We start from the raw sequence: 16232 nt of genomic DNA, 5'->3' as shown, positions 1-16232 counted from the left end.
AGGATGTAGCGATGAAGACCCCGTTTTTGTTTATCGACCGCGACGGCACCCTGATTGAAGAGCCGGTGACCGACAAGCAGGTGGATAGCCTCGCCAAGCTGCGCTTCGAGCCCATGGTCATTCCGGTGCTGCGCGAGTTGCAGGCCGCCGGTTACGTGCTGGTGATGGTGACCAACCAGGATGGGCTGGGCACCGCCAGCCTGCCGCTGGAGAACTTCCAGCCACCCCACGACCTGATGATGCATTTATTTGAATCGCAAGGGGTGAAGTGGGAGCAGGTGCTGATCTGCCCGCACTTCCCCACTGACGGCTGCAGCTGCCGCAAGCCCCACCTCGGACTGGTGAAGGCGTATCTCGCCTCGGGCCGTATCGACTTTGCAAACTCCTTCGTGATTGGCGATCGCCAGACCGATCTGCAGCTTGCCGAGAACATGGGCATTGGCGGTATTAGCTACCACCCGCAGGATCACGACTGGCTCGCCATCCGTGATCAGCTGTTATCCAAGGGACGCGTAGCCTCGGTGGAGCGCTACACCAAGGAGACCCGTATTCAGGTGGCCCTAGATTTGGACAAGAGCGGCGGCAACCAGATCGCCACCGGCATCGGCTTCTTTGATCACATGCTGGATCAAATTGCCACCCACGCCGGTTTCCAGCTCAAGCTGAACGTCAGCGGCGATCTGCATATCGACGATCACCACACGGTGGAAGATGTGGGGCTGGCGCTGGGTCAGGCGCTGCGTCAGGCCCTTGGCAACAAGCGCGGTATCGGCCGTTTCGGCTTCGTGCTGGCGATGGACGAGGTGCAGGCGGTGATCGATGGCCGCCCGCGTGCGGATGAAGAGACCCCGCTGACCGAGCAGGAGGTGAGCACAGCGCTGGATTTGAGCGGCCGCCCCTACTTCGTGTTTGACTGCCCGAGCGGCTTTGGCCGCGACAACGTGGGCGAGATGGCCACCGAGATGGTGCCCCACTTCTTCCGCTCGCTGTCGGACGCCATGGCCATCACCCTGCAGATGAAGGTGGGCAGCGGCAACACCCACCATCAGGTGGAGGCGCTGTTCAAAGGCTTTGGCCGCGCCCTGCGTCAGGCTATTCAGGTGGAAGGGAGTGACCTTCCCTCCAGCAAGGGAGTGCTGTGATGGATGTGAGCAAGCAGAAGCTGGTCATTATCGATACCGGCTGCGCCAATCTGGCCTCGGTCAGGATGGCGTTCGAACGCCTCGGCGTGCGGCCCTTGGTCTCCAGCCAAGCGGCTGATATCGAGCAGGCGGACAAGCTGATCCTGCCCGGCGTCGGCACTGCGGTGGCCGCCATGAAGAACCTCAACGAGCGGGGGCTGGTGCCCCTTATTCGCGCCGCCAAACAGCCGCTGCTGGGCTTTTGCCTCGGCATGCAGATGCTGGCGGAAGCCTCCGAAGAGAGCATGGGCACGCAGGGTTCGCCAGATACGCTTATCGACTGTCTTGGCATAGTGCCGGGCAAGATCCGGCTGATGGAGGTGGGCAACCTACGCCTGCCCCATATGGGCTGGAACCAGATTGAGCATGACGAGACCCATCCTCTGCTCAAGGGGATCCCGAGCGGCAGCTACTTCTATTTCGTTCACTCCTATGCACTGGAAGTGACCGGGGCGACGCTGGCGACCTGCGACTACGGCAAGCCTTTCACCGCCATCGTCGCCGGGGTTGCTGAGCGCAGCAACTTCTTTGGCGCCCAATTCCACCCGGAGCGCTCAGGCGCAGCCGGTGCCCGTTTGCTGCAAAATTTTCTGGAGCTATGAATGATCATTCCCGCAATTGACCTTATCAACGGTCAGGTAGTTCGCCTCTATCAGGGGGACTACGAGCAGAAGACCGAATACAGCAGCAGCCCGCAGGCCCGCTTCGATGAATATGTCTCCCAGGGGGCGGTGCAGCTCCATCTGGTGGATCTGGACGGTGCCAAAGACGCCAAGGCGCGCCAGTTGCCCCTGCTGACCCAACTGCTATCGGCCACCGAAGCGCCGGTGCAGGTTGGCGGCGGCGTGCGCACGGAGCAGGATGTGGCAGATCTGCTGGCCGCCGGTGCCAGCCGGGTGGTGATCGGCTCCACCGCGGTCAAATCCCCGGATCTGGTGGCCAGCTGGATGGAGAAATATGGCCCCGAGCAGATAGTGCTGGCGCTGGACGTCAATATCGATGAGCAGGGCAATCGTCATATCGCGGTGGCGGGCTGGCAGGAGAACAGCTGCGTGACCATAGAAGCGCTGATCGAGCGCTTCCTCCCCGCCGGTCTCAAGCATGTGCTCTGCACCGACATCAGCCGTGACGGCACCCTGGCTGGCACCAACGTCGAGCTCTATCGGGATCTCTGCGCCCGCTACCCGAGCGTCGCCTTTCAAGCCTCAGGCGGCATTGGCGGCATCGCGGATATCGAGGCGCTCAAGGGCTCCGGCGTCAAGGGGATCATCCTTGGCCGCGCCCTGCTGGAGGGCAAGTTCTCGGTGGGTGATGCCATCGCCTGCTGGCAAGCTCCCGCAGCCGTTACCACAGGAGGCAACTGATGCTGGCAAGACGCATTATCCCCTGCCTCGACGTGAAAGATGGCGTGGTGGTCAAAGGGGTGCAGTTTCGCAACCACGAGGTGATGGGCGGCATTGTCGAGCTGGCGCGCCGCTACGCCGAAGAGGGCGCTGACGAGCTGGTGTTCTATGACATCACCGCCTCCAGCGATGCCCGGGTAGTGGACAAGAGCTGGGTGAGCCGGGTGGCGGAGGTGATCGATATCCCCTTCTGCGTCGCCGGTGGCATCAAAAGTGTGGAGGACGCCCGCCAGATCCTCGAATTTGGCGCCGACAAGGTCTCCATCAACTCCCCTGCTCTGGCCGACCCGACCCTTATCAGCCGATTGGCCGAGCGCTTTGGCGTGCAGTGCGTGGTGGTGGGGATCGACTCCTACTTTGATGCCGCGACGGGCCACTATCAGGTCAAACAGTTTACCGGTGACGAGAGCCGTACCCGCACCACCGCCTGGCACACCCTCGACTGGGTGCAGGAGGTGCAAAAGCGCGGCGCGGGCGAAATTGTGCTGAACGTGATGAATCAGGACGGCATGCGCCAGGGTTATGATCTCGACCAGCTCAAGCTGGTGCGCAGCGTCTGCAAGGTGCCGCTGATTGCCTCCGGCGGCGCCGGTGCCATGGCACACTTTCGCGATGCCTTCACCCTCGCAGATGTGGACGGGGCGTTGGCTGCCTCTGTGTTCCACAAGGGCCTTATCCCCATTCCCGAATTGAAACGCTGGCTGAAAACCGAAGGAGTCGCCATCCGTGAATAACTTCTCTGATAACACACAAACAACCGCCAGCGCGCGCCTCCTTGCCGAACAGCTCGACTGGGCCAAGTGCGATGGAATGATCCCCGCCATCGTCCAGCACGCCGCCAGCGGCGAGGTGCTGATGCAGGGCTTTATGACCCGCGAGGCGCTGGAAAAGACCCAGAGCACAGGTCAGGTCACCTTCTTTAGCCGCAGCAAACAGCGGCTCTGGACCAAGGGTGAAAGCTCGGGCAATGTGCTCCAACTCGTGGCCATCAGCACCGACTGCGATCAGGACTCCCTGCTGATCGCCGCCAACCCCGTCGGCCCCACCTGCCACAAGGGGACAACCTCCTGCTTTAATGGCCACCCGCTGCCGCCCCTCGGTTTTTTGGCAGAGCTGGAGCAGGTACTGGCTTCTCGCAAAGGGGCCGATCCGGCCACCAGCTACACCGCCAGCCTCTACGGCAAAGGCACCAAGCGCATCGCCCAGAAGGTAGGTGAGGAAGGTGTCGAAGTGGCGCTGGCCGCCATGGCCAAGGATCGGGAGGAGCTCATCAACGAATCCGCCGATCTGCTCTACCACCTAACCGTGCTGCTGCAAAACGAAGGGCTGGGATTACAGGATGTCGTACAGCGGCTTTATAAGCGGCATAATAAATAAACTGTACTGTGATAGATGGGCGTATAGCCCATCTATCATCTTAAACAACAAGCTAATTCAACAAGATCACTATAATCATCCAAAGTGAAATTGTGACTCGCCAGATGATATTCAAGGTTGCGACTTCTACCATTTATTCTGAAAAGCAGTTCCATTTCAGACTACAAACAGATCTATTAAAACACATTAAATTCAATACCTTGTATAAATACATAGTTGTAATACCCCACTAAGCTAGGGCCCAAGACAACCCCTCATTTGGATACCTTCACGGTTGGCAGGACGATGAAAATGTCTAGATATAAACAGGAGAGGGTTGTGAGATATCAGAGGATCAGTAGATGCAGGCTGGTAAACCATTAACGCGATAACGGGCTGGAAAAGCGTCTTATCCTGCACTTGAAACGTGAATAAAAATCGGGCCTACCACTGGCCCGAATGAATTAAGAGTTGCTCACCTCATCCAGAAAAATAAGCCGCAGTGGCTCTGCAAGCAGTGACTCAGCCTGCTTGGCAAAAGCCTGGAAATAGTCCGTCTGACAATGGCAATCCAGCGCAGCTTGGCTGACGAAAGCCTCACGCATGTAAAAGGTGTCCGGCTCACCCCGCAATTCAAACAGCACATAATCCAGATTGCCCTGCTCACGCCGCGTGGGTTCAATGAGCTTTAGTAGCTCACGGCGCAGTTGCTCTCTCATACCGGCTCTGGCTTTAAGCACGGCGATAGATACCAGTTTCTCTTCATTCATCTTCATCTGCTCCATTGTTCAGGTATTTGCAAAGAGACACTCCAATTTGGGGCGCCTCTTGGATAGGAGCAGTGTAAGAGGGGGCACAGTGCGAAATATAGCCATGCAAAACGGACACACTGTTCACACCACTGAACAAGTTGGCTGCTAGAGTACCTCTATTTTTACCTTGATAATGCCGTCACGAATATTGCCGATAGAGCTAAAGGCGGATTTGGAGAGATCTATAATTCGCCCGTTTTTAAAGGCGCCGCGATCATTGACCTTGACCACCACACTCTTGCCGTTGGCGAGGTTGGTGACCCGCACCATTGAACCAAACGGCAGCTCCATATGGGCGGCGCTATTGAGATTGTTTCGATAGAGCTCACCGCTGGCGGTCTTTTTGCCGTGATAACGGTCGGCATAATAGCTGGCATAGCCAGTCTCGCTATAGCCGCGCCAGCTGCCACCGTGGCTCTCGTCATAACGGCTGCTACAGGCGGCCAGCAATAAGCAAAGAGATAACAGCAGCCCTTTCTGGATATGTTGCACCTTTCCCCTCTCTTCTTCTTTCTACTGTTTATGTGGTCCGTGGCGTTCGATAGCCAGCTTTCTTACTTGCCATCGCTCCAATGCACTCGCCATGTTACTCGCCTTGTTGCCAGGCAGCAGCGACCGCGCGGTTACTTTGCCATAGCTTTCATGCAAAAAGGGAGGCAAATGCCTCCCTTTCACCTATTTACCCGTCATCCCATGTCAGGATGAACCAGATGCTGATCAGGCAATCAGCTTGTCATCGCTAAAGCCGAAGCCGCGCAGACCCACCACATGCACATGCTCGTGCTTGCCTTGCACCTTACGGATGAGCTTGTAGGTGGTGCCCTTCTCGGGGCTGATGTTCTCGGGCGCCGCGATAAGAAGCTGCATATCCTGCCGCTCGCACAGCTCGAACAGGGTGGCGATGGATTTGCCATCCAGACGGGCCGCTTCGTCGAGGAACAGCAGGCGGCAGGGGGCGATATCCTTGCCGCGCAGACGGCGAGACTCCTCCTCCCAGCTGATCAGCACCATCAGCAGGATGGCCTGACCGGTACCGATCGCCTCGCCGGTGGAGAGCGCGCCGCTCTCGGCACGCAGCCAGCCATCGGCACCGCGCTGCACCTCGATCTCCAGCTCCAGATAGTTGCGATAGTCGAGCAGCACGTCGCCCATCACCTGATAGCTGCGATCCCCCTGCTCGATCTGCGGGTTCAGGCGCTGGAACAGCTTGGCCATCGCCTCGGAGAAGCTCAGCTCCTTGTCGGCGAACAGATCGTTGTGCATGGCGGTTTGATCGGCCAGCGCCGTCAGCAGACGGGTGTGAGCCTCGCGGATATTGACGTTGAGGCGCACCCCGCGCACCAGACCGAAGGCGATGTTCTGCAAGCCCTGGTTGAGCACCCGGATACGGTTCTGCTCGCGGCGGATGATGTTGGTGATCTTGGCCGCCACCTCGTGGGAGGAGAGCGACAGATGATTTTCCCGCTGCTTGAGCTCATCGGCCAGACGGGCCAGCTCGATCTCCATCTCCTCGATCGCTTCGACCGGATCATCGGAGCGGATGATGTCGTTGCGGATGCGATCTTTGAGGTAACGGTAGACCTGCACGTAGAAGGCGACCTTCTGCTCGGTACTGCGGTTGCCCTCCGACAGGCGCAACGCATCGCGCAGGGCCTCGTCGTGGGCCACCGCCACCCGCAGGGCGCCGAGGGCCTTGTCCGACATGGAACGCAGCTCGTCGCTGTCGAGATAAGCCAGTTCCCGCTTGTTTAGGCGCTTCTCGACGTCGGTCTCCCGCGCCAGCCGCACCACCCGCGACCAGCTCGCCTTGTGACCCACCAGAGACTTACGGGCGCTGAAGTAATCCTTGCCTTCGAGGGTGAGACGACCACCGAGGGATTCGATCTCGCGCTTGGTCACCTGCAACTGGGCCTCGGCGCTGGTGCGACGGGAACGGGTGCGGATCAGCAGCTCTTCAATCTCTTTCTTGTGGGCGCGGGACTTCTCTTCCATGTCGTCAGAGAGGGTCAGGCCCATGGCCGCCAGCTCCTGCTCGAACTCGGTCAGGGTCTGGCGCTTGGCCGAGGCGCTGGAATCAAGGGCGGTACGCAGTTGCAACGCCTCGGTATGGCGCTGGGCAATCTGCTTGTGCTGCTCGCCAGCGGTGCGAGCCGCCAGCTCGGCAGCCTTGAGCTTCTCTTTGAGTCGCTCGCTCATTTCAGACGCTTTGCCCAGCAGGTCTTGCGCATCCTGATAGGCAAAGTGCGGCAGGCGGGCCACCAGCTGATCGAGGGCGTAGCAACGGCGCTTCTGCTCGGCCAGCAAGTCGCTCACCTCATCGTAGGCCGCCTGCAGCGCGGCCAAATCCTGCGGATCCTGACGCAGCACCTGCACCACTGTCTCGAGTTTCTCCAGCGCCTTGCCGTGCTTGGCGATAAAGGCTTCGGCCTGTTTTAGCGCTTCCACATCGGCGTGGGCCGCCTCAAGACGGGCCGCCAAGTCTGTCTCGGCAAACAGGTGGGCAAAGGGCAGCATCCCCTGCACCAGCTGGATATGGCGGGTCAGCTGGGCGGCGGCCGCTTTGGCCTCGGCCAGCTGCTTGTCGCACTCGCTGATGGCACCCTGCAAAGTGCGAAGTTCGGCCTGCTTGGCCTGCACTTCGGCTTCGGGGTCGGGGCGGAAGGCGATATCCAGATGCTGGCCGATAAAGTCGCGGAAGTGGCCGTAGAGACGATGGTACTTCTGCTGCTCGAAGGCGGCCTTGGCGTAACCCTCGATCAGACCTTCGCGTTCAAGGTCGAGCTGCTCGATCCGTTTTTCCCGGGCGGCGCGGCCAAACAGCGGCAGCTCGGGGTAGCGGGAGAAGCGCACCTGACGCTTGCTGGTGCGCACCAGCACGGCGTCCCCCAGCTCGTCGGCTTCCACCAGATCTTCGTCAAAGGAGTCGGGGTTGCCCTGAATGAGGTAGATATCCTCCGGGCAATCTTCCAGCTTTTTCAGTCGCTCGATGGCGCCCTCGAGATCGAGCACCACCAGGGCGCTGCGAGCCGGGCCATAAAGCGCGGAGTAGTAAGGGGCATCGTCGATGGAGATGTCGTCATAGACATCGGAGAGCAGCACGCCCCCCACCTGCTCGGCGATGCGAGCAAGGCGCGGATCCGCCTCACCGGCACCCAGTTGCAGGTTGCGGATCTGCAGCTCCAGCGCCTGTTTCTGCGCCGCGATGCGGTTGCTCTCCTGCTCGAACTCCCGCTCCTTGTCGAGCACGCTCTGCATGCCGGCCGAAAGCGCCTCGGCAGTGGCGAGCGGCAATCCGCTCTGCTCGCGCAGCTGCTCAAGCTTTTCAAAGGATTTGAGCCAGCGCGGGGCCAGCTTGGTGAGATCGCTAATATCGCGGCCCAGCTGGGCACCCTGATGCTCGAGGCTGGCGCGGCGCTGGTTGACCTCGGCCTGTTGCTCGGCCAGCTCCTCCTGACGGGTGCGCTGGGCTTCGAGGAAGATCTCCAGCTCATCGCTGCTGGCAATAAGCTGGCCAGAGGCCTGCTGCAGCTCGTCACGCAACTTGAAGAGATTCTTCTGGCTTTCACTCTCTTTCTCGAGGCGAGCCAGCGCGGCGCGCAGTCCCTGCCCCTGGGCAATGCGGGCCTTGTCTTCGATGTGACGCTTGAGCAGCGCCTGGGCGGTAGGCCAGGCGGCCTCACGCACTGTCTCGGGGGCGATGCTCAAAAGCAGCGCCAGCGCCGCTTCGTGCTCGGCCACCGCCGCCTTGGCCAGTGCCAGCTGCTGCTCGGCGCCCAATACCCGGCTGGTGAGGCTCTGCTCGGCGGCGCGGAACTGGTGCAGGGTGTCGCTCGCCTGTTCGGCGGTCAGCCCCGCCAGCTCGCACTGCTCGCGGGCAGTCTCCAGCGCCTGCACCGCCTGACGGTACTGGATGGCGCGGGTCTGCTGAATATCAAGCGCCTGCTGGTAGTCGGCCAGCTGGGTCTTGAGGCTGTCTACTTCGGCCTGCGCCAGCTCCTTGCACTCTTCCACCTCCAGCAGCTGACTGTGGATCTCCTCGACGATCGCTTGTTGTTGCTCCAGCTTGTCGCACAGATCCGCCAGATCGGCGCGGTACATCTCGATCTTCTTTTGCAGCGCCACCGCAGCCAACACTTTTGCCAAGTGATCGGCGGCAGACTCAGCCTCGGCAGTCAGCAATTTCTCGCGGTTGGTAAGCTGCTCCACCTCGTCGGCCAGATAGATGGCTCGCTGGCGCTCTTCGGCCAAGATACGGCGTTTCTCCGCCAGCTCCTGACGCGCCTTGAGGGCCAGCTCGGAGAGACGGCTCTTTTCGGCAGCGTTGCGCACATAGTCCGCCGCCACATAGTGGGTGGTCTCGGTGATCAGGTTTTTGAACAGATCCCGCTGACCCTGGGTCTCTTTAATGGCTTCCAGGGTGCGGCGGTTTTCATAGATGGCCGCCTCCATGTCCTGAAACGCCTTGCGCACCCCGGAGTTCTCCGGCAGCAGATATTCACGCAGGGAGCGGCTGATGGACGAGGAGATGCCACCGTAGAGAGAGGCTTCGATCAGGCGATAGAACTTGCCGCGATCCTTCTGGTCGCGCAACTTCTTCGGGGTAATGCCGAACTCGAACATGAAGTTGTGGTAGTCGGTCACCGTATTGAACTTGGCGACCTTCATGGCCCCCAGCTCGGCGGCGGCCCCTTTCAGATCGGTAAAGGCGCGCACCCGGCCCTTGCCGTCCTCGAGTTTTTCCAGCAGCAGATCGGTGGGTTGCAGCTGCTCCGGCACATCCACCAGCGCGAACGGGGTGATGTTGACCTTGTTGTCACGGTTGGCCACTTGCTCGAGGTGGACGCCGACCCAGATCCGCTGTTCGCGGCTATTCATCACTTCCAACAGGGAGTAGCAGTGGCCGCGCTGCAGCTTGCCGTAAAGCCCCTTGTCACGGGAGGCACTGCTGGAGCCCGCTTCCGTGGTGTTACGGAAATGGAGCAGCGACTGATCGGGAATAAGCGCCGCAATAAAGGCCGCCATGGTGGTGGACTTGCCCGCACCGTTACCGCCAGAGAGGGTGGTGACCAGCTGGTCGAGATCGAAGGTTCGGGCGAAGAAGCCGTTCCAGTTGACCATGGTCAGGGATTTGAATTTACCTCTCACGCAGCACTCTCCATAAAAGCAAAATTGGGCGCCATCAAACCAATCATCTCCATCAGGGCCTGATTTTTAACGCTGCAGGTCATCTTCCACCTCCAGTTCAAGCTGTTCTTCATCAAGATCCGCTTCGATATCGTCAAACAGCGAATCGCTGCTCGGCATCTCGTCGTCGTGGAAGATGGCTTCCCCTTCCTGGATCATTCGCAGCTGCACGGCGCGCGGATCTTCGTCGGAGCGCACATCCGCGGCAAAGCGGAACACCGATTCGTTGACCCGGAATTTGTCGCTGTTGCCAAGGGCGGTGATCATGCCGAGGCGACGCAGACGGCGCATGGAGGTACGGATTTTTTCGAGCAGCTTCTTCTTGTCGAGATCGGTACCGCCAGAGCGGCTGTTGACCATCCGCAGCAGCTGCTTCTCGTCAGCCAGGCTCAGCACCTCTTCTTGCAGTTCGCCCATGGCGAACACCCCTTCCGAGGCGAGGCGATCCGGGCTCAGATAGAGGTAGCAGAGCACCTTGCCCACCAGCATATCGAGCTCAGACAAAACCGTGGTGCCGATATCGGCGCTGGGGCGCGGGCGCAGGTAGAAGAAGCCTTCCGGCGCCTTGATCAGTTCAACCTGATAACGGCCGTAGAAGATCTCCAGCTCGTTGTGGTACTCCACCAGTGCCGAATGGGGTTCGAAATCGTCGGCCGTGATGTGACGGCCGGAGCGCAAGGCGGTGTCGATGCGCGGAAACAAGGGGTTGGCAATCGCCTCTGCAAGTCGCAGCGGCAAGGGAAACTCAGTATTGATCAATGACATAGGCCTGAACCTTGGATCCAGCTTGGTTAATGGGTTTCCATGCGGGTTGGCGGTGCAGATCGCGCTCGCCGCTGGCATGGCCCAGGCGCACGGCCTGGTCGATCAGAAGGCGCGCCACATCGAAATGGGCGTGAGCCGGGTAGTCCAGCAGGTATTCCCGCAGCACATCGGCCACATCCAGCTGCTGGCCCTGCTCGGGATAGCGGGCCAGATAACGCTCGATGCGCTCCGCCAGCTCCTGGTTGATATCCACCATCTCCATGTACTCCATCTCGAGGGGCACCTCGCCGGTCACCTCCTCATCGTGAATGGCGATGGTTTCGTCGCGCAGCTCCAGCAGACGGGGCTCCTCGGCGATACGCAGCAGCCAGTTATGCTGCTCGAAATTGCGGATGGAGTCGCGCAGCCGCTGGCTGAAGGCGCGGTTCTTATCCATGTCGATGGCGTTGCGGATAAATTTGTGGACGTGGCGATCGTAACGGGACCAGAGCTCGATGCACTGCTGGCCCCAGCTGGTGATGACGTCAAGGCGCCCCTGCAAAGCGTGAGTCAACTCCTCGACGTGGAACAGATCGTCGCGCCCTTGCGCCGCTTCCTGAATGTTGAGCAGCCCCGCCTGCAGGCGGTGACCGGCGGCGTCCAGGGTATCTTGCAGTTCGCGCAGGGTCTGGCCGGTCTCGTGCAGCAGTTTTTCGCAGCTGTGAATGGCATCGACCCAGTTCTGGGTCAGCAGGGCCGCGATCTCGCTCTTGACCTGATTTTGCTGCTCATCCATGGCGCGCTGGGTCAGATCGATGCGCCCCAGGGTCTCTTCCAGCGAGAAGGTGAGCCGTGGCAGCACCTCGGCATCCCACTGCTCGCGGGTGTTGGTCTCAAGCGCCGCCTTGCGGGCGGTATCGAGCTCGGCCGCCAAGTGCTCGAGCAAAATGGAGAGCTTGATGGAGTCAACCGGTCGCTGATCGAGAAAGAAGTCAACGATGCTGACCCCAAGGCGCGACAGGCGATAGAGGCTTTCCCCCGCCACCATGTCGGTATTGAAGCGAGACAGCATCTGCTGACGAATAAGGTCGTTGATGGCATTGTTGGCGCGACCGGTGAGGGTCTCGTCCATCTGGCCAAAGGCGTTGCTGACGTAGCCAAAGGCATCGTGCAGCGCCGCTTCCGACAAGTCCGACTCATCTTCGGACAGTGTCTTGATTGCAATCAGAAAGGCCAGCCGGTCGGTAGGCAGGCTCAGCGCCAACCCCTCCTGCCTGACCCACCCTACTATCTCCGGCAAAGAACGCTCGGGCAGGGCACGGGATGTACTCATCATGACGTTGTCATCTCGTTGTTGTAATTGAGCGCACAAACTTGCACGCGGCTACATCCGGTAGCATCAAAAAAATCACATTATTCAGGGCATCAGCTGGCCGGTTTCTGCGCCATCACATGGATATAGCGCCCCAGTCCGACAAACGGCTCCTGACGGCAATATTGCTGCTCCATGGCCAGCAGATCGTCGAACTTCTCGCTCTGATCCTGCCGGTTGCGCATATAGTCGTGGATCACCCGCACCCCGGTCTTGCCGATGATCTTGAGCCCCCCTCGCCCGATCCAGTCATAGACCTGCTCCGGCAACTGGGGATTGGTGGGGGTCAACGGAAGTTGACGCTTCTTGCGCAGGCCGAGTCGCACATAGTCAAAATTGCCCACCACCAGACTCTGAAACAGCAAGCCATGGCGGTTGTAAAAAAGCAGCGACAGTATGCCCCCTGCCTTGACGAAAGGGAACAGACCTAGCAGGGTCTGGCGCGGCTCAGCGAGCCACTCCAGCACCGCATGGCAGAGCACCAGATCAAAGGTGCCGGTCACATGGGCCTTGAGATCCTGAATGGGGCAATGGATGAGACGAATTCTGTCTTGCAGCCCCTTTTCGGCGATCTGGCTGCGCGCCAGCTCAAGCATGTCGGCAGAGAGATCGCACAGCTCCACCTGATGGCCCATGGCCGCCAACTTCTGGGCAAAATAGCCAAAACCGCCCCCCGCATCGAGGATGCGCAGCGGTCGATTGCCAAGCCGGGCCAGGCAGGCTTCGATGTCACTCCAGACGATGGTGGTGCGAATGCGCCCCTTGGTGGAGTCATAAATGTTACGGGCGAACTTGTCGGTGCGGCCGTCAAAACTTTGATCTTGCTTCAAAAACACTCAACTTTAGCCGCTGCATTGGGCATGACGAAAAAGAAGGGTATTCTGTCACATCCCGAATTTGCTGAAAACTCAAGGAAGTGTGACTCGTGTTTGAGCTCAACCTGTTTGTGGTCAAGAAGTGGCTAGGCCAACTGCTGATGCCACTCCCCTTCTCTCTCTCCCTGCTGCTTGTCGCCCTGCTGCTGCTCTGGTTCACCCGTTTCCAAAAAACCGGCAAGCTGCTGGCCACCTTGTCACTGCTGATTGTCACCCTGATGGGGATGCGACCGGTGAGCTATGAACTGGCCAGAGGGCTGGAGCAGACCTTCCCACCGTTCGAGGTGAGCCAGCATCCCAAGATCGAGGCGATCGTGGTGCTTGGCAACGGCCATGTCAGCGATCCGGCGGTGCCCGAGCGCTCCTGGCAGAATAATATCGCCCTGGCCCGCACCCTCGAAGGGGTACGCCTCGCCCAGGCCTATCCGCAAGCCGAGCTAATCTTTTCGGGTTATGTATCAGGGGATCCCCTCTCCAACGCCGAGGTCAACGCCCGGATGGCGATGAGCCTCGGCATCCCCCGCGCGCGAATGACGTTGTTTGAAAACAACAAAGACACCCATGACGAAGCGGTCAGCATCAGTGCCCATCTCAAGGGCAAAGAGGTGGCACTGGTGAGTTCAGCCACTCACCTGCCCCGCGCCATGGCACTTTATGAGAGCCAGGGACTCAATGCCGTGCCAGCCCCCACCGACTACACCGCCAAGCAGAGCCAGGTAGCACAGCCGCTCTACAGCTATTTACCCAAAGGGCGTTATCTGATGTATTCCGAGGCTGCCATCCACGAATGGATTGGAGTATGGTGGGCCCGCTTGCGGGAGCAGGTTAACGAATGAGCGATCAAGCGTTTCATTTCTGATTTGGATCAGGAAAGCGAAAAAAAATTACGTCATTTGCCGCCGGGTCAGCTATCTTGGGCTCGGTTCAATTCATATAATGTCGCGCAATCAAATGCCTAGGAGATATACAAGATGAGACAGCACCTGGTAATGGGTAACTGGAAACTGAACGGCACCAAAGCTTCTGTTGAAGCTCTGATCAAAGGACTGACCCCGGCTGCTGCCGCTCATCCTTCTGTGCAAGTCGCCGTCTGCCCGCCGGTTATCTTTTTGGGTCTGGTTGAGCAGCTGACCGCTGACAGCAAAATTGCTTACGGTGCCCAGAACGCTGACCTTCACGAGTCTGGCGCCTTCACCGGCGAAAACGCCCCCTCCATGCTGAAAGCGTTCGGTTGCACCTACTCCCTGGTCGGCCACAGCGAGCGTCGTACCCTGCACGCAGAGACCGACGACGTGGTTGCTGCCAAGTACGAAGCGATCCAGAAAGGTGGCCTGGTGCCGGTTCTGTGCATCGGTGAAACTCTGGAGCAGTTCGAAGCCGGTGTGACCAAGAACGTGGTTGAGACCCAGCTGAAAGCCGTTATCGACCGTTGCGGCATCGCCTCTTTCAGCAACGCCGTTGTTGCCTATGAGCCGGTATGGGCCATCGGTACTGGCAAGACTGCCACTCCGGAGATCGCTCAGTCCGTTCACGCGCACATCCGTCAGTATCTGGCCGGTTTTGACGCTGCTATCGCTGCTAAAGTACAGGTTCTGTACGGCGGTTCCGTCACTGGTGCCACTGCTGCCGACCTGTTCGGTCAGCCGGACATCGACGGTGGCCTGGTCGGTGGTGCGTCCCTGAAAGTGGACGACTTCTCCCAGATCATCGCGGGCGCAGCCCAGTAATCCTCGATTACTAATAAGAGAGGGGCACGTCCCCTCTCTATATCGCTTTTCCTATGGTCACCCCGCATTCCATAGGAAAGCCGATATAGTAAAAGTGGCTTGTCTATTTCAACATTCGTATTTGACAACTCAGATCCAGAGGCACTCATGACCAAACAAATCAAACGTATTGGTGTTTTGACCAGTGGTGGCGACGCACCGGGTATGAACGCAGCTATTCGCGCCGTGGTTCGCGCCGGTTTGCATCATGGCCTGGAAGTTTACGGTATTTATGATGGCTACCTCGGCCTGCACCAGGATCGCATCGTCAAGCTGGAGCGCCACAGCGTCTCCGACGTGGTAAACCGTGGTGGTACTTTCCTCGGTTCTGCCCGTTTCCCTGCCTTTAAAGATCCGGCGGTACGTGCCGAAGCTATCCAGAACCTGAAAAAGCATGGCATCGATGCGCTGGTGGTAATTGGCGGTGACGGCTCCTACATGGGTGCCAAAAAGCTGACCGAAGAGGGTTTCCCCTGCATCGGCCTGCCGGGCACCATCGACAACGACATCGCCGGTACCGACTTCACCATCGGCTTTGATACTGCACTGAACGTGGTTGTTGACGCCATCGACCGTCTGCGCGACACCTGCAGCTCCCACCACCGCATCTCAGTGGTCGAGATCATGGGTCGCCACTGTGGCGATCTGGCCATGTCTGCGGCCGTTGCTGGTGGTGCCGAGTACGTGATCGTGCCGGAAGTGGCCTTCGACAAAGAGAAGCTGCTGCAACAGATCAAGGAAGGCGAAGCCAAAGGCAAGCGTCACGCCATCATCACCATCTGTGAGCACGTCACCGACGTCAATGTACTGGCCAAGGACATTGAAGCGCTGACCGGGCGTGAAACCCGCGCCACCATTCTGGGCCATATCCAGCGTGGCGGGGCCCCGACTGCGCGCGATCGCATCATGTCCAGCCGTATGGGCGCCTTCGCTGTTGAGCAACTGCTGGCTGGCCAGGGTGGTCGCTGCGTCGGTATTCAGGGTAACGTCATGGTGCATCACGACATCATCGACTGCATCGAGAATCTGAAGCGTCCGTTCAATCAGGAACTCTACGATCTCTCTACCACCCTGTTCTAAGCGACTGCCGTTTAGATAGCTTGGTAATGCAAAAACCCTCCGCTGGAGGGTTTTTTCTATTTGAAGCAACCAGCCATAGCGCCAGCATGGCTGCTCATCCATCGCCCGGAACGGCTAACGGCCTCTCTGGCAACGTGCCGCCATCATCCTGCTCCTATTTCGCAACCCTGCGCACGGGAAGCGCGCTCATCCTCCCCTGCATTGTCTCTGCTCTCCCCCTTGGCCCAATCAGGGAATATGGGCATGCCGCTGCAGTTACAACACACACATCCGCCGCAACTATCCCCCAGCATCCAACCCATATCAATGACGACGGGCTCCGGCGGCCCCTCTTGATGGTTGACGATCACATAGACCTCTCAATGCGCGATAGCTGACTGTCCACCACCCATCGTCCATATGACAGCGGGATTACAGTGACTTGGCGGCTCAACCAGAGGCATGTCGTGCAAGCAGCCC

The 16232-nt window shown here is 59.3% G+C and carries 14 protein-coding genes; 8 read left to right on the top strand and 6 right to left on the bottom strand.

The window, feature by feature from the left end; all coding sequences use genetic code 11:
• Positions 1 to 11: 11 nt before the first annotated feature.
• The 5 genes from hisB to hisIE are packed head-to-tail and all read left to right on the top strand — an operon-like array spanning position 12 to position 3961.
• Complete coding sequence (gene hisB, locus BN1135_RS13445; RefSeq protein ID WP_042021873.1) at positions 12 to 1142, top strand: bifunctional histidinol-phosphatase/imidazoleglycerol-phosphate dehydratase HisB; 1131 nt, start codon at positions 12 to 14, stop codon at positions 1140 to 1142.
• Positions 1142 to 1783 (top strand): imidazole glycerol phosphate synthase subunit HisH, encoded by a 642-nt coding sequence (gene hisH, locus BN1135_RS13440; protein ID WP_042021871.1) that lies wholly within the window; start codon positions 1142 to 1144, stop codon positions 1781 to 1783. Before hisB ends, hisH begins: the two co-directional genes overlap by 1 nt.
• The gene (gene hisA / locus BN1135_RS13435; protein ID WP_042021869.1) at positions 1784 to 2545 is read left to right on the top strand and encodes a 1-(5-phosphoribosyl)-5-[(5-phosphoribosylamino)methylideneamino]imidazole-4-carboxamide isomerase; all 762 of its coding nucleotides are present in this window, start codon (positions 1784 to 1786) and stop codon (positions 2543 to 2545) included.
• A complete protein-coding gene (gene hisF, locus BN1135_RS13430) occupies positions 2545 to 3318 on the top strand; it encodes an imidazole glycerol phosphate synthase subunit HisF (RefSeq protein WP_042021868.1) in 774 nt (257 codons plus the stop codon). Before hisA ends, hisF begins: the two co-directional genes overlap by 1 nt.
• A complete protein-coding gene (gene hisIE, locus BN1135_RS13425) occupies positions 3311 to 3961 on the top strand; it encodes a bifunctional phosphoribosyl-AMP cyclohydrolase/phosphoribosyl-ATP diphosphatase HisIE (protein WP_042021867.1) in 651 nt (216 codons plus the stop codon). The genes hisF and hisIE overlap by 8 nt, the downstream gene beginning before the upstream one ends.
• Before the next feature lie 443 nt (positions 3962 to 4404).
• Here the strand turns inward: hisIE and BN1135_RS13420 are convergent, their stop codons facing one another.
• The 6 genes from BN1135_RS13420 to cmoM all read right to left on the bottom strand — a co-directional run bounded on the left by BN1135_RS13420 (position 4405) and on the right by cmoM (position 12882).
• Positions 4405 to 4716, bottom strand: a complete 312-nt coding sequence (locus BN1135_RS13420; protein WP_042021865.1) for a putative quinol monooxygenase — start codon at positions 4714 to 4716, stop codon at positions 4405 to 4407.
• A 141-nt stretch (positions 4717 to 4857) separates the two neighbouring features.
• A complete protein-coding gene (locus tag BN1135_RS13415) occupies positions 4858 to 5244 on the bottom strand; it encodes a septal ring lytic transglycosylase RlpA family protein (RefSeq protein ID WP_042021863.1) in 387 nt (128 codons plus the stop codon).
• Positions 5245 to 5469: 225 nt separating this feature from the next.
• Complete coding sequence (gene mukB / locus BN1135_RS13410; protein ID WP_082186800.1) at positions 5470 to 9897, bottom strand: chromosome partition protein MukB; 4428 nt, start codon at positions 9895 to 9897, stop codon at positions 5470 to 5472.
• A gap of 66 nt (positions 9898 to 9963) precedes the next feature.
• The gene (gene mukE / locus BN1135_RS13405) at positions 9964 to 10701 is read right to left on the bottom strand and encodes a chromosome partition protein MukE (protein WP_042021861.1); all 738 of its coding nucleotides are present in this window, start codon (positions 10699 to 10701) and stop codon (positions 9964 to 9966) included.
• Positions 10682 to 12016 carry a chromosome partition protein MukF gene (mukF, locus tag BN1135_RS13400; RefSeq protein WP_042021858.1) on the bottom strand — a complete coding sequence of 445 codons (1335 nt, stop codon included), beginning with the start codon at positions 12014 to 12016 and terminating at the stop codon, positions 10682 to 10684. The genes mukE and mukF overlap by 20 nt, the downstream gene beginning before the upstream one ends.
• Before the next feature lie 89 nt (positions 12017 to 12105).
• A complete protein-coding gene (gene cmoM / locus BN1135_RS13395) occupies positions 12106 to 12882 on the bottom strand; it encodes a tRNA uridine 5-oxyacetic acid(34) methyltransferase CmoM (RefSeq protein WP_042021857.1) in 777 nt (258 codons plus the stop codon).
• Positions 12883 to 12992: 110 nt separating this feature from the next.
• On the opposite strand from cmoM, the gene elyC reads away from it, so the two are divergent.
• From elyC to pfkA, 3 genes are all read left to right on the top strand, one after another.
• The gene (gene elyC, locus BN1135_RS13390) at positions 12993 to 13763 is read left to right on the top strand and encodes an envelope biogenesis factor ElyC (RefSeq protein ID WP_042021961.1); all 771 of its coding nucleotides are present in this window, start codon (positions 12993 to 12995) and stop codon (positions 13761 to 13763) included.
• 135 nt (positions 13764 to 13898) lie between these two features.
• Positions 13899 to 14654 (top strand): triose-phosphate isomerase, encoded by a 756-nt coding sequence (tpiA, locus tag BN1135_RS13385; RefSeq protein ID WP_042021855.1) that lies wholly within the window; start codon positions 13899 to 13901, stop codon positions 14652 to 14654.
• A 147-nt stretch (positions 14655 to 14801) separates the two neighbouring features.
• Entirely contained in the window at positions 14802 to 15773 is a 972-nt protein-coding gene (pfkA, locus tag BN1135_RS13380) for a 6-phosphofructokinase (protein ID WP_042021853.1), read from the top strand.
• Positions 15774 to 16232 lie beyond the last annotated feature (459 nt).

It is taken from the genome of Aeromonas sobria, assembly GCF_000820145.1.
In the GTDB taxonomy this organism is placed as follows: Bacteria; Pseudomonadota; Gammaproteobacteria; order Enterobacterales; family Aeromonadaceae; genus Aeromonas; species Aeromonas sobria.
This window is presented reverse-complemented; position numbering and strand designations above follow the sequence as displayed.

Bases quoted from the DNA above. Each gene is read 5' to 3' on its own strand.
- hisH (WP_042021871.1), top strand. From the start codon at position 1,142: ATGGATGTGAGCAAGCAGAAGCTGGTCATTATCGATACCGGCTGCGCC.
- hisA (WP_042021869.1), top strand. From the start codon at position 1,784: ATGATCATTCCCGCAATTGACCTTATCAACGGTCAGGTAGTTCGCCTC.
- pfkA (WP_042021853.1), top strand. From the start codon at position 14,802: ATGACCAAACAAATCAAACGTATTGGTGTTTTGACCAGTGGTGGCGAC.
- hisF (WP_042021868.1), top strand. From the start codon at position 2,545: ATGCTGGCAAGACGCATTATCCCCTGCCTCGACGTGAAAGATGGCGTG.
- tpiA (WP_042021855.1), top strand. From the start codon at position 13,899: ATGAGACAGCACCTGGTAATGGGTAACTGGAAACTGAACGGCACCAAA.
- hisB (WP_042021873.1), top strand. From the start codon at position 12: ATGAAGACCCCGTTTTTGTTTATCGACCGCGACGGCACCCTGATTGAA.
- mukF (WP_042021858.1), bottom strand. From the start codon at position 12,016: ATGATGAGTACATCCCGTGCCCTGCCCGAGCGTTCTTTGCCGGAGATA.
- mukE (WP_042021861.1), bottom strand. From the start codon at position 10,701: ATGTCATTGATCAATACTGAGTTTCCCTTGCCGCTGCGACTTGCAGAG.
- BN1135_RS13420 (WP_042021865.1), bottom strand. From the start codon at position 4,716: ATGAAGATGAATGAAGAGAAACTGGTATCTATCGCCGTGCTTAAAGCC.